The organism is Brevibacterium sp. FAM 27836 (assembly GCF_051351055.1).
Lineage (GTDB): Bacteria > Actinomycetota > Actinomycetes > Actinomycetales > Brevibacteriaceae > Brevibacterium.
Genome location: NZ_CP195711.1, coordinates 3,469,283 through 3,482,438 on the forward strand (window position 1 = coordinate 3,469,283; position 13,156 = coordinate 3,482,438).

Sequence of the window (13,156 nt, forward strand, 5' to 3'; positions counted from 1 at the left end):
AAGACCTCGACGCCTATCTGAGCAGCGACTCGCCGTGTCTGAAAATCCCTGACCCACACTCTCGATTACGAAGAGCCGCATTAAGGCCGAAGCCGCCAAGAAGCCAGGTAAGTATGAAGGGAGTCATGCCGGAAGCAAAGATTCCGGACACTTGATAGACAATTGAAATTCCACTGTACCGGGTCGCAGGTGGGAACAGCTCGGCATAAAATGCTGCCATTGAGCCGTACATCAGCGGATATATTACGCCAAGAGCGACGACTAGCACGCCTGTGAGCAGCAACCACGAACCCAATTGAATAGCCCAGAATGCTGGATAGACGATCGCGACGAGAATCAATGCTCCGCTGCCGAAAACGATACGACGCGGTATTGCGTCCGAAACTCGGCCCCACACCGGAATAAAGACTGCCAAAGCGACCGCCGAGATCATGAGTGACAACAGAACTTCGAGTTGCGAAAATCCTGCCGTGCCGGTAGCAAAGGTAATGATGAATACCGCCAAAAGATTATATGCAACTCCCTCGGCGTAGCGGGTGCCCATTCCCAGCAATAGATGCCTGCGCGACAGTCGGTCTTTAAGCAACTCGGCGAGGGGTATTTTGCGCTCTACGCTTTCGACTTGTTTCTGCGCGGCACGGAAACTTGGAGTCTCGGCAATCTTCGTGCGGAGATAGATCCCCACAATGACCAACAGAACGCTGAAGAAGAAGGCAATGCGCCACCCCCACGAGAGGAAGGCTTCGTCGGACATGGAGAGGTTGAGTAGCGTGAATGCGCCCGTGCCCAACAAGAGACCGAAGGCAAGACCCATTTGAGGAAAGCTGCCGAAGAACCCTCGCCTGGTCTTAGGCGCGTACTCGACGCTCAACAGCACTGCGCCTCCCCATTCGCCGCCGATCGCGATGCCCTGAGCGATCCGCAAGAGGATGAGGGCAATGGGTGCCCAGATTCCGATCTGCTCATACGTGGGAATCGCGCCGATCAAGAACGTAGCGATGCCCATGATGTACATAGTGGTAACTAGAGTCTTCTTTCGCCCTATCCGGTCACCTAGGTGGCCGAAGAACAATCCACCCAGCGGGCGGGCCAAGAATCCCACAGCGAAAGTTCCATAAGATAGCAACAGCCCGATGATGCTGTCACCGGTTGGGAAATACAGGTGGTCGAATACGAGGCCTGCAGCCGTTCCGTAGAGGAAGAAGTCGTACCATTCGATGGTTGTGCCGATTGTCGACGATGACACCGCTGTTCGAACGTCTTTCTTGGTCACGCGGTGAGTGTTCACAGTCAAGTCAGTCTGTCGGAGGTTTTCAGGGTCAGTTGCTTGGTCCTGTTGCATGTCACGTTCTCCAATTCGAGATGGAACAGTGTGGGGGAGCCAACGCCAGTCGTCGTTATGAAGTGCCTCTTTGCACTGCTGCTGGTCGTTATGAGTTGGCCCGACTGCTCCGACTTCGTCTAGGATCGCCGCCGGTGCTCGACCCGCAGACGAAGCGGGGCTGCGAGAGCAACAACAGGATGGCTCTGCGAATGATGTTCTGATAAGGCTGTGGCAGGGAATCGGTCACGATATATGGTTGCCGCGGCCGGCGGAGGTGGTGGCCCCACAATTGAGGGCACCTTTGCGATCCGGGGACAGGATGTCGAATGTACCGGAGGGCATTCGGGCACCGAAGCGCAAGCGCCGTCGGTGCCCGAAAACCATCACAGCCCAGACTCCTGAGGGGTCAGACTCTCACACGTAATCCTTGTACTTGTCCAGAGTCCGAACCGGCTTGCGCAGTGCGTCCCGGCGGAAGGGATCACCGAGTTCCTTGGTGCACATGACCTCGATGACGGTGGTCTTGCCCTCGTTCATCTGAGCGTCCACGGCCTTCTGCAGTGCGGGGCCGACCTCGTCGAGCTGGTCGACGACGATTCCGTCGGCGCCCATCGACTCGGCCATCGCGGCGAAGCTCTCACCGTTGTCGAGCTCTCCGGCGATGAAGCGGTGGCCGTAGAACTCCACCTGGTTCTTCTTCTCCGCGCCCCACTGCCGGTTGCGGAAGACGACCGCGGTGACTGGGATATCGTGGCGGACTGCGGTGAGCACCTCGACCATGCTCATCGCCCAGGCACCGTCTCCGGCATAGGCGATGGCGGGACGCTCCGGAGCTGCGCGCTTGGCACCGATGATCGTCGGCAGGGCGTAGCCGCAGTTGCCGAAGCTCATCGGAGCGAAGAAGCTGCGCGGACGCTCGAAGCGCAGGTAGCTGTGCGCGACCGAGTTGATGTTGCCGATATCGGTCGAGACCATGACGTCGGCGGGCATCGCCTTCTCGAGCTCACGCAGAACCTGACGGGGGTGGAGCCAATTGCCCTCTTCCCGCTCCGCCTCGTCGATGGCGTCGAGGGAGAACTCGTCACGCTCATGGGTCCACGAGTCGAGCTCGGCCTCCCAGGCCTCCTTCTCGGCACGGATGAGCTGTGCGCGCTGATCCTTTGTGGAGTCGCAGGCGACATCGCGGTCGTTGAGCTTGGCCAGGAGCTCTTCGGCCACGGCCTTGGCATCACCGCAGATGCCGACGTCGATCTTCTTGACCAGGCCGAGCATCTTCTGGTCCGCATCGACCTGGATGATCTTGGCGTTCGTGGGCCAGTAGTCGAATTCGTACTGGGGCAGCGTGCCGAACGGTCCGAGCCGGGTGCCGAGTGCGAGGACGACATCGGCCTCATTGATCAGCGTCATGCCCGCCTTCGAACCCTGGTAGCCCAGAGGTCCTGCCCACAGCGGGTGGCTGGCCGGGAAGGAGTCGTTGTGCTGGTAGCTGTTGACCACCGGCGAGCCGAGGCGTTCGGCCAGGGCGATGCACTCATCCACCCCATCGGCCATGACGACGCCGCCGCCGGAGACGATGACGGGGTTCTTCGCCGAGGCAAGCAGCGTGGCCGCTTCTTCCAGGCTCTCGGCTCCGCCGGCGCCGCGGTCGATCTTCTGCGGCTGCGGGATCTCGGGAGAGCATTCGCCGTAGAAGTAGTCGCGGGGGATGTTCAGCTGGGTCGGGCCCATCTCCGATTTCGCCCGGTCGAAGCAGCGGGCGGTGAACTCGGACATGCGTGCCGCGTTGCTGACATGACCCTGGTACTTCGTGAATTCCTGGAACATCGGCAGCTGGTTGGCCTCCTGGAACCCGCCGAGGCCGATCGAGTTCGTTCCCGCTTCCGGGGTGACGATGACCACCGGTGAGTGCGCCCAGTAGGCGGCCGCGATGGCCGTCACGCAGTTCGAGATGCCCGGTCCGTTCTGGCCGGTGACGACTCCGTGTCGACCCGAGGCGCGAGCGTATCCGTCGGCCATGTGTGCGGCACCCTGTTCGTGGACCACGGGGATGAAATCGATGCCGGCGGGGGCGAAGATGTCCATCGCATCCATGAATGCCGAGCCCATGATGCCGAAGATGTCGGTGACGCCATTGGCGACCATCGTTTCGACAAAGGCTTCGGACGAGGTGATCTTCTGCGGCTTAGCGGCCTCGCTCAGCGCCGTCTTGTTGGTTCGATCGGCCAGTTCCGTCATCGCAACGTCTCCTGTTCGTCGTAGGACCACTGCTTTGTGGTCTCGAATTTGTGTTCATTTCACTTCGAAAAGCGGAACACTAGCGACACTAGTGATCGTCTTCCGCAGTGTCAACGAAGTTCCGAAAAAGATTTCGTTTGGTACGATAATATGGAACTTGACGAATTGGGCGGCGATGCTCGAATGGGCTGAGAGGGCGAGACACATGGACGATCTGACTGAGCCGACGATTGATGATCGGGCCTTTCTCGACGGTGAGACCCCCGCGCTGCGGCTGGTGTCCCTGCTGGAGTTCATCTCCACTCGCGATCAGATCTTCACCCTTCAGTCCCTGGTCGTCCAGACCGGTTTGCCCAAACCGACTCTGCATCGCATGCTCCAGCAGCTCGAGGGCGCCGGACTGCTCATGCGGCACAGCGACGGACGACACTACGGCACCGGCGCTCGGCTGCGGCGCATGGCCGAGGACGTCCTGCTCAACGACTCCCGGCAGGGAGCACGGCGGATGATCCTGTCTCAGCTGTCCGAGGAGATCGGTGAGAGCTGCAACCTCACAGCGGTCTCGGGCAACGACGTCATCTACCTCGATCGAGTCGAGACTTCGCACCCGCTGCGAGTCCACCTCGAAGCCGGCAGTCGGGTGCCGATCCATGCTTCGGCCAGCGGGAAGGTGATCACCTCCCAATATGGAGACACCCCTCGGCGGCGGCTTCTCACCAGTGCGGAACTGACCGCCTTCACGCCGAACACGGTCACCGACCCCGAGGCGCTCGATGCCGAACTCGATTCGGTTCGGGAACTCGGCTACGCCCTCGATCGGCAGGAGTATCTGGAAGGCCTCGTCTGCCTGGCGGTGCTCATTCCCACCGACGTCGGTCGGTCGAATCAGGCGCTGGCGATCCAGGCCCCCGTGCTGCGGAAGTCGATCGACGACCTGGTCGAACTCCTCCCGGTGGTGCAGGCGGCCGCGCAGCGCATGGCCGTCCTCGACGAGATCGATCGTGACGATGCGGCCGAGTCCTCGGCCTGACCACCCCCTCTGACACGGACTGCGAAAGGACGGCGCAAATGGCCGAGAAATCAACGCTTCGAGACCTCTTCGGCATCGATGCGGACATGCCCGTTCCCGTTCTCGACGGCGAGAGCGAACTGGTCCCGAGCATCGATGAGAACTATCGGTTCGACCCGCAGGTGACTCGAGCGGTCCTCGCCGGCTTCGCCCACGGCTCCCGAGTGCTCGTCCAAGGACTGCACGGGACGGGGAAGTCGACTCATATCGAACAGATCGCGGCCCGCCTCAATTGGCCGCTCATGCGCGTCAACCTCGACGGGCAGATCTCGCGTGCCGACCTCGTGGGCAAGGACCAGGTCGTCATCGAAGACGGTCAGCCCCGCACGGCCTTCGAAGAGGGAGTCATCCCCTACGCGCTGACTCGGCCGATGGCTCTCGTCTTCGACGAATACGATGCCGGCCGCCCAGAGGTCATGTTCATCATCCAACGTCTGCTCGAACGCGACGGTCTCTTCACACTCACGGAGCAGAACCGGGTGATCCGCCCCCACCCGAACTTCCGGCTCTTCGCCACGGCCAACACCGTCGGACTGGGCAACATCAACGGCCTCTACCACGGCGTCAACCGGCTCAACCAGGCTCAGCTCGATCGGTGGAACATCATCGCCTCGCTGAACTACCTCGACCCCGACGACGAATTCCGAGTCGTCATGGGGCAGGTGCCAGCAGCGGCAGAGACCCTCGGCGCGGACACCGTGAGAACGATGATCGAGGTGGCGGCGCTGACGAGGGACGGATTCGCCGCCGGCGACGTCTCAGCGCTCATGTCCCCGCGGACGGTCATCTCCTGGTCGCAGAACTCGGTGATCTTCGGCGATGTCGAGCTGGCCTTCCGCTTCTCATTCCTCAATCGCTGCGATCCCTCTGAGCATCCTCTCGTCGCCGAGTTCTATCAGCGCTGCTTCGGCGATGAGATCGTCGTCAGAGACGTCGTGACGGCCAGCTGATGACCGGCCGCAGTTCGGTTCCGTCCCAGCAGCGTTCACAGCGGGACGAGACGGTGCTGGAGCGGCGTCTGGCCTCTGTGTTCCGGGCGCTCAGCGGCGATCCCGGAGTCGACCTGTGGGCGCACCGCCCGGTCGATGTGCGGGGAACGCTGCCGATGAACGCCCCTCACCTCTACCCAGATCCCCACACCTCCGGTCTCGACTCGCTGCGCGGAGCCACCGACGCGATGGCCGTTCGCCACAGATTCAGCGACCTCGATGCCCACCGCGCAGCGCTGCCCGAGGCCAGAGAGCAACGCCTCCTTGTCGAGATCCTCGAACAGTATCGGTGCGAGTCCTTGGCCGTGCAGTCAGGTGTGCGCGGCAATCTGGCGCTGCGCCAGACCGATTGGCGCAGCGAATTCCTTCGCAGCCGACTCCATGAGACGCATCTGGGGATGCTCCTGTTCACCGTCATCCTCGTCGTCCGAGCAACGCTGACCCGAGAGCCGATCACCCCTTCAGAATCCGACCTCATCGAGGAATCCCGGTTCGAGATCTCTGCCGATCTGGGGCCGTTCCTGCCTCGCCTGCAGGAGACACGGCACGATCAGTCCGCCTTCGCCGAGGTGGCCCGACAGCTGGCACGCACCGTGGCCGACCGGATCACCGCCCTCGAAGAGCGAGAGAGCACGCGGTCGGGTGCCCGTGAGCGCCGGGTCAGCGCCAGCCTGCCGCTGGTCTTCGATGTTGCTGAGGAGCTGTTCGCCCCCGCCGGAGAGACGGCCAACGGCCGACTGCATCTCGCCCGGGATTACCGGGCCTGGGACACCGGCTTCGACCGGACCTCCCACATCACCGACCTCGTCAGGTACGAGAGCCTGCGCAGCGGCCGCCGTGCCATCGCCGAGGAGACAGCGCGGCGTGCGGTGCCTCTCGCGCCTGTCGTCACCCGCCTGCACAACGTCGTCGACGCTGTCCGTGAAGCCCATGAGGCCGTCGACGCCGACGAAGGCCTCCTCGATCCCTCACGTCTGACACGGCTGCTCACCTCGCCCGGGGATCCTCGGGTCTTCCGTGGGCGCTCGCAGCGCAGCGAGACGGACTGTGCCGTGACCTTCCTGCTCGACCTCTCGGGGTCGATGAAACCCCATGCCCGTCGGCTCGGGGCGCTGCTCGACGTCATCGTCACTGCGCTCGATCGGTTGGGCGTGAGCACGGAGGTCCTCGGCTTCACGACCAATGCCTGGAGCGGCGGCCGGGTGCGCCGGGCCTGGAAGAAGGCGGGCTCGCCCGCTGATCCCGGCCGGCTCAACGAGGTCCATCACATCGTCCTCAAGGCGGCCGGGTCTTCGTGGCGCCGTTCGCGGACCCACCTCGGCGGGCTGCTCAAGACCTCCCTGTTTCGGGAGGGCATCGACGCCGAGGCCCTGCGTTGGGCCGTGGACCGGCTGCGCAGCCAGCAGGCGGCGAAGTCCGCGGTGGTCGTCATCAGCGATGGTCTGCCGGCCGACTCAGCCACCGGCGACGCCAATGACGAACACTATCTGGCCCGTGATCTCGAAGCCACCGTCGCGCGACTGCGACGAGCAGGGGACGTGGGAGTCGTCGGCGTGGGTGTTGGTGCCGATCCGAGTGTCATCTACCCCGTCGGTGTCGAGCTCGATGCCGACGACTTGGGCGATGGGGCGACGGTGCGTGCACTCGTCGATGCTCTCCGCACCGTCCTCGGCCACTGAGTCCGGCGTCTTCAGCCGCTGAGCACGCAGACGATCGGCCCGCTGCTCGATGCAGCGGGCCGATCTCTGAATGCGGTTCTTCTTCCTCAGTGTTCTCAGACCATAGAGTTCTCAGCCCTCAGTCGCCAGGCGGCCTTCGCGACGCATTGCCGCGCGCTCGCTGAAGCGGGTGACCGCCGGGCGGACATCACCGAGGACGAGACGATCGACCTGATGATCGGTGAGCTTCTTGTTGTGGCGGATGCGTGAGAGGAAGAAGACGACTCCGATGACGATCCACACGGCGAGGGCGATGAGGGATTCCTTGCCGAGCGCACCGGGCGAGCCCGGAATGAGCAGGAGCAGCATGAACGTGATGGCGATGACCGCACCCACAGCGGCGAAGATCTTCTTCGTCGTCGAATACATGCCCGGCAGAGCCTCGGGATCCTGTGCCTCACGAGTGGGGCGGAAGATCCGGAAAGCACACAGGCAGGTGTAGAGGTAGGCGATCGTCACACCGATCGACGACATGTCGACGACCCAGGTCAGTGCCGCACGCCCGAACCATGGGCTGATGAGGCAGACGATGAGCACGGCGAGGATGCCGATGTGCGGTGTCTTGTACTTCGAATGCAGACGAGCGAACACCGGCGGGATCATCTGCGCACGGCCCATGGCCATGAGGACTCGGCTGGCCGAGACGTAGAAACCGTTGAGACCGGTGCTCACTCCCATGGTGATCGCGACGGCCAGCAGGAAGAGACCCGAGCCGCCGATGACTCCGGTGACTGCCTCGGCCGTGCCCCATGCGGAACCGGAGTTCGCCAGTGCCTGCCAGGGTTCGGCCATGGAGACCGAGACGAGCATCGCCATGTAGAGAGCCGCGGCGGTGACGATGGCCAGCACAATGAGACGCAGCGCCTTGGCGGGAGAGAAGTCGAACTCCTCGGCGGCCTGGGGAACATTGTCGAAGCCGATGAACGCCCAGGGAGCGATGGCGACGATCGCGATGATTGCGGCAATCGGGTTGACGCCGTCGGGCAGCGCCGGCGACATATTGGAAAAGCTCGTCGTCGGGCTGGCCACGACCGAGATGATGATCGCTGAGACAGCGATGATCATGAGCACGCATGCCCAGAACTGGACGCGGCCCGAGAGTGCAGTCCCTCGGATGTTGAGGACGGCGAAGACGACGAGCGCGGTGATGGAGATGATGATCTCCGGCAGATAGACGTCCCAGCCGGCCACTGTGTAGAGATAGCCCTGTTCCATCACCGAGGGCATGATCTTGCGGAACAGCAGGGCGAGTGCCGAGGCGTTGAGCGCGACGATGCAGACGTAGCCGAGGGTGAGGAACCACCCGGCGAAGAAGGCATGAACTCTGCCGTAGCCGATGAGGGCGTAGGCCAGTTCACCTCCGGAGACAGGGAAGGTGCGGATGAGGAATCCGTAGCTGATGGCGATGATGAGCATGAGGCTCGCACCGATGGCGAACCCGAGTAGGGTTCCCAGCGGCCCGCCCATCGCCAACCAGTCGGTGGGGAGGATGAAGGCACCCCAACCGACGGCGGAGCCGAGCGCGATCGCGAAGACCCAACGCGGTTTGAGCGTCTTCGCCATCCTCTCGGGCTGATCACCGTCCCCGAGACCCGCGGGTGCGGGAACGGCATTCTGTGTTGGGTGTTCTGCTGATTTCGACATGGCACCTTACTTTCGTCACTTCTCTGTGAACGTGGGTTCAGTGGTGGTTGGGGTCAGTGCCTGCAGGCACGTGATGAGTCCGACGTTGACGATGTCGGACACGCTCGCGCCGCGGGAGAGATCATTGATCGGACCGGCCAGACCTTGGAGGAGCGGTCCGAAAGCGTGTGCGCCGGCGAGGCGCTCGGCGATCTTGTACCCGATGTTGCCGGCGGCCAGATTCGGGAAGACGAGCACATTCGCGTGTCCGGCGACCGCCGAGGCGGGAGCCTTCGACTTCGCCACCGATTCGACGATCGCCGCGTCGAACTGGAGTTCGCCGTCGACGTCGAGTGAGGGGCAGGTGCTGTGGATGCGCTGTGTCGCGAGTCTGACCGTATCGATGTCTGCGTGCTGGGCCGATCCCGCGGTGGAGAAGGAGAGCATCGCCACCGACGGTGTCTGCCCGGTGATCGCGGTGAAGGTCCGTGCGGTGGCGACGGCGATCGCGGCCAGTTGCTCGTCGTCGGGTACCGGAACGACGGCACAGTCGCCGAACCCCAGATACCGTCCATCGGACAGCTTCATGAGGAACGAGGAACTGAGCACAGACGAATCCGGTGCCAGACCGACGATCGCCAGCCCTGCCCGGATGACATCGGCTGTTGGGCGATCGGCACCGGCGACGGCGGCGTCGGCGATGCCCTCTCCCACGGCTGCGGCGGCGAGGAAGACGGGGTCGTGGAGCCACTGCTCCTGCAGGTGGCGGTGCTTTCGCTCCGCTCTGCGCCGAATCCGCTCGCCGGGGGCGCCGGCTGCGAGGGCGGCCGGGTCTTCGACTGTCCATCCGTCGAGTGTTCCCACCCCGAGCCGTTCGCCGCGACGCAGGATCGTGTCGCGGTCGCCGATGAGGACGGGACGCAGACCCGCCTCGGCGAGGACACCGGCAGCACGGAGGAGGCGATCGTCGTGGGACTCCGCGAGAACCACGGTGGGACGTGTCCCTGTATCGCACAGTCCGAGCACTCGATCGAGCAGCATCGGATCGATCTCGACATCGTCGGGACCGGTCTCGGGAAGTGCCGTGACGATGTCCTTCTGATTGCGTGCTGCCGGTGTCTTCAACATCGTGCGATCCTCAGACCGCCGCCGACAGCGTCGAGACGCCGAGGTGCTTGTCGACAGCCCCCATGACGTGATCGACCTTGGCGAGCAGATCGTCGAGGACGGCCTGGTCGGCGACCAGGGGCGGTGAGAGCACGAGCATCGTGGCTCCGCGGTTGTCCGGTCGGGTGATGAGTCCGACCTCCTTCATCGCCTGGGGGATGACCTCGCCGAGCACGGACTGGGAGGCTTCGGGCGTGAGCTCGGCTCCCGTGTCCCGGTCGGCCATCATCTCGATGGCGTAGAAGAAGCCGGCCCCGCGGTATTCCTTGATCGACCGGTAGGACTCGGTGATCCGGTCGAGTCCGTTCTGGAAATACGGTTCGAGGCTGCGGACGTTGCCCGGAACGTTCTCGTTCTCCAGCGCGGTGAGGTTCGCGGTGGCGACTGCGGTCGCGACCGGATGACCGCCCCACGTGGCACCATGAGTGAAGACCCCGGCATCGGGGGAGTCGAGCAGCGCTTCTGCCAGGGGCTTGCGGATGATGACTCCGCCGAGGGGAAGATAGCCCGAGGTCGAGCCCTTGGCGAAGGTGATGAGGTCGGGGACGACATCGAACTTGATCGAGCCGAACCATTCGCCCAGCCGTCCGAAGCCGGTGATGACTTCGTCGGCGACGAGGAGGATTCCGTGCTCGTCGCAGATCTTCCGCAGCTCCTGCCAGTAGCCGGCCGGTGGCACCAGTGCTCCGCGGGAGTTCTGCACGGGCTCGGCGAACAGTGCAGCGAAGGTGTCTCCGCCTTCTCGTTCGATGAGTTCCCTGATCGCTTGGATCGAGGGCAGATCGGCTGCGGTGCCGCCTGTTGGGACTTCTTCGCCGAGGGTGTTGGGCACGTGGAAGACTCCGGGCATGAGCTCGCCGAACGGCTCTTTGTAGGCAGGGATGCCGGTGACGGCGAGGGCGCCGAGAGTGGTGCCGTGGTAGGCCATGTCGCGGGCGATGATCTTCGTCCGTTCGGGCTGTCCCTGCGAGCGGTGGTACTGGCGGGCGAACTTGACGGCCGATTCCACGGCTTCCGAACCGGAGTTCACGAAGAACACCGTGTCGAGGTCGCCTGGGGCATGGCCGGCGATGCGCGTCGCCGCATCTACGGCGGCCGGGTGGGCCGAGCCCCAGTTCGTCCAGTACGCCAGGCGGCTCATCTGGTCGTAGGCGGCTTTGGGGATGTCCTGTCGTCCGTGGCCGATGTTCACACAGAACAGGCCCGCCAGACCATCGAGGTACTTGTCGCCTCGTTCGTCGATGAGGTAACTCCCGTTGCCCTCAACGATGATCGGCAGATCGTCGTTGTTCCACACCTTCCCGGTGGTGAAGTGGGGGAAAAGATGCTGCTGGGCACGATTTGCATAATCCGAGATCGTCACGCGAACCCTCCATTCGGTCTTACTGGGTCGGTACGTCGAGGCGTCCCGACTCCGGCACTCCGTCTTTGGTGTGCTTGTCATCACTCTCTCGGCAATCTGGTTCCCAATGAAGTCCCAGTCCGTTGCGAGTTCTTTGGTGCCAGATGTCGCTGAGAGTTCAGGGACGGTGAAGGAGGGAGGCGATGGCCTCGCCGAGGTGGCGGACGCCGGGTTCGATGGCGTCGAGGTCGATGGCGGCGAAGCCGAGGCGGAAGCAGTTGAGATTGGATTCGGGGGAGAGGAAGAAGGGGTCTCCGGTTTCGATGACCACGCCTCGGCGCAGGCATTCTTCGGCCAGTTCGCGGCCGTCGAGTTCCGGCGGGCCTTCGACCCACACGCTCACGCCGCCGGCGGGGAAGGGCACGGTCCAGGGCAGGTGCTTCTCGAGTGCGCTGGTGAGTGTTTCCCATTTCCTCCGCAGCTGGGTGCGGCGGCGGGAGATCGTGCGGTGGAACTGTCCGGAGTCGATGAGCAGCGCCATGGCCCTCTGGGTGTGGCCGGGGACGTGGCGGATCGAGTAGCGGCGGTGGGTGCGCATTCGCTCGATGAGTTCGGGTTCGGCGACGATGTAGCCCAGCCGCAGCCCGGGGGCGAGGAACTTGCTGAAGGAGCCGAGGTAGATGACGTGGTCGGAGTGGGGCAGCGCCTTGAGCGCAGGGGTGGGTTTGCCCCGGTAGCGGAACTCGGAGTCGTAGTCGTCTTCGATGATGAGTGAGTTCGTCTCTCGCATGTGTGTCAGCAGCTGCAGTCTGCGGGAGGGGTCGAGAGTGACGTTCGTGGGGCTGTGGTGGCTTGGGGTGACGTAGACGAGGTCGAGCGGGTCCTCGGGCGGGATCATGCCTTGGCCGTCGACGGGCAGGGGGACGAGTTCGCCGCCGACGCGGGTGAAGGCGTGTTTGGCATCGACGTAGCCGGGGTCTTCGACCCCGACGGTGGTGTCGGGTCCGACGAGCAGTTGTGCCAGGAGGTCGAGTCCCTGTTGGGACCCTGCGGTGATGAGAACATTCTCGGCATTGACGTGGATACCGCGGCTGGGCAGCACGCGCTGACACAGCAGATCGGTGAGCAGGGGATCGTCTTCGTCGATGGCGTCGCGGACGGAGAACGGCAGATGCTCGGGGTCCATGGCTGTGCGCAGGGCTCTGGCCCAGGCGAGTCGGGGAAACTCTTCGGGGTCGACTTGGCCGGCGACGAAGGGGTAGGGGTAGGACTGCCAGTTCTTCGTCTTCGTGATCTCGGGCAGGTTTCTGTCCGGGATGGCGCGGATCTTCGAGTCCCAGTCGATGGAGCCGTCGGAGAGCCGAGCCGTGTGGTTCTTCTTCGGGCCGTCGGCGAGCAGGGTGGTGTTGATGAAGTGCCCGCTGCGCGGGCGGGCTTCGATGAGTCCGGTGGCGACGAGTTCCTGGATCGCGGCGTTGACCGTGTTGCGGGAGAGCCCGAGTTCGTTTGCCAAGTCACGTGACGACGGCAGCGCGACGTCGGGATTGAGCACTCCGGACACGATCTGATGTTCCAGCGCACGGCGCAGCTGACGGTAGAGCGGCTCGTTCGACTCGAGCGAGATCTCGATCGGGGACCGGGCCGGCGGGCCGTGCGTGGATTCGGAGCGTCCGTTCTGGGAAGTCATAT

General features: G+C 63.8%; 9 protein-coding genes. 3 read left to right on the forward strand and 6 right to left on the reverse strand.

Features of this window, described 5'->3' with window-relative positions; all coding sequences use genetic code 11:
* Positions 1 to 13: 13 nt before the first annotated feature.
* Both ACSE4D_RS15535 and xsc read right to left on the reverse strand, forming a co-directional pair.
* Positions 14 to 1,273 (reverse strand): MFS transporter, encoded by a 1,260-nt coding sequence (locus tag ACSE4D_RS15535; RefSeq protein ID WP_436326202.1) that lies wholly within the window; start codon positions 1,271 to 1,273, stop codon positions 14 to 16.
* Between the two features lie 465 nt (positions 1,274 to 1,738).
* Complete coding sequence (gene xsc, locus ACSE4D_RS15540) at positions 1,739 to 3,559, reverse strand: sulfoacetaldehyde acetyltransferase (protein ID WP_436326203.1); 1,821 nt, start codon at positions 3,557 to 3,559, stop codon at positions 1,739 to 1,741.
* Positions 3,560 to 3,764: 205 nt separating this feature from the next.
* Between xsc and ACSE4D_RS15545 the strand changes: the two genes are divergently transcribed.
* The 3 genes from ACSE4D_RS15545 to ACSE4D_RS15555 are packed head-to-tail and all read left to right on the forward strand — an operon-like array spanning position 3,765 to position 7,296.
* Positions 3,765 to 4,589, forward strand: a complete 825-nt coding sequence (locus tag ACSE4D_RS15545; protein ID WP_436326204.1) for an IclR family transcriptional regulator — start codon at positions 3,765 to 3,767, stop codon at positions 4,587 to 4,589.
* 38 nt (positions 4,590 to 4,627) lie between these two features.
* Positions 4,628 to 5,578: an AAA family ATPase gene (locus tag ACSE4D_RS15550; RefSeq protein ID WP_436326205.1), complete on the forward strand. Its 951-nt coding sequence runs from the start codon at positions 4,628 to 4,630 to the stop codon at positions 5,576 to 5,578.
* The gene (locus ACSE4D_RS15555) at positions 5,578 to 7,296 is read left to right on the forward strand and encodes a cobaltochelatase CobT-related protein (protein ID WP_436326206.1); all 1,719 of its coding nucleotides are present in this window, start codon (positions 5,578 to 5,580) and stop codon (positions 7,294 to 7,296) included. The genes ACSE4D_RS15550 and ACSE4D_RS15555 overlap by 1 nt, the downstream gene beginning before the upstream one ends.
* Positions 7,297 to 7,407: 111 nt before the next feature.
* Here ACSE4D_RS15555 and ACSE4D_RS15560 read toward each other — a convergent pair whose 3' ends face one another.
* The 4 genes from ACSE4D_RS15560 to ACSE4D_RS15575 all read right to left on the reverse strand — a co-directional run bounded on the left by ACSE4D_RS15560 (position 7,408) and on the right by ACSE4D_RS15575 (position 13,154).
* Positions 7,408 to 8,979: an APC family permease gene (locus ACSE4D_RS15560; protein WP_436326207.1), complete on the reverse strand. Its 1,572-nt coding sequence runs from the start codon at positions 8,977 to 8,979 to the stop codon at positions 7,408 to 7,410.
* 15 nt (positions 8,980 to 8,994) lie between these two features.
* Positions 8,995 to 10,086, reverse strand: a complete 1,092-nt coding sequence (locus ACSE4D_RS15565; RefSeq protein ID WP_436326208.1) for a phosphotransacetylase — start codon at positions 10,084 to 10,086, stop codon at positions 8,995 to 8,997.
* 10 nt (positions 10,087 to 10,096) lie between these two features.
* Positions 10,097 to 11,488, reverse strand: coding sequence for an aspartate aminotransferase family protein (locus ACSE4D_RS15570; RefSeq protein ID WP_436326209.1), 1,392 nt, complete (start codon positions 11,486 to 11,488; stop codon positions 10,097 to 10,099).
* Between the two features lie 157 nt (positions 11,489 to 11,645).
* The gene (locus ACSE4D_RS15575) at positions 11,646 to 13,154 is read right to left on the reverse strand and encodes a PLP-dependent aminotransferase family protein (RefSeq protein ID WP_436326210.1); all 1,509 of its coding nucleotides are present in this window, start codon (positions 13,152 to 13,154) and stop codon (positions 11,646 to 11,648) included.
* Positions 13,155 to 13,156 lie beyond the last annotated feature (2 nt).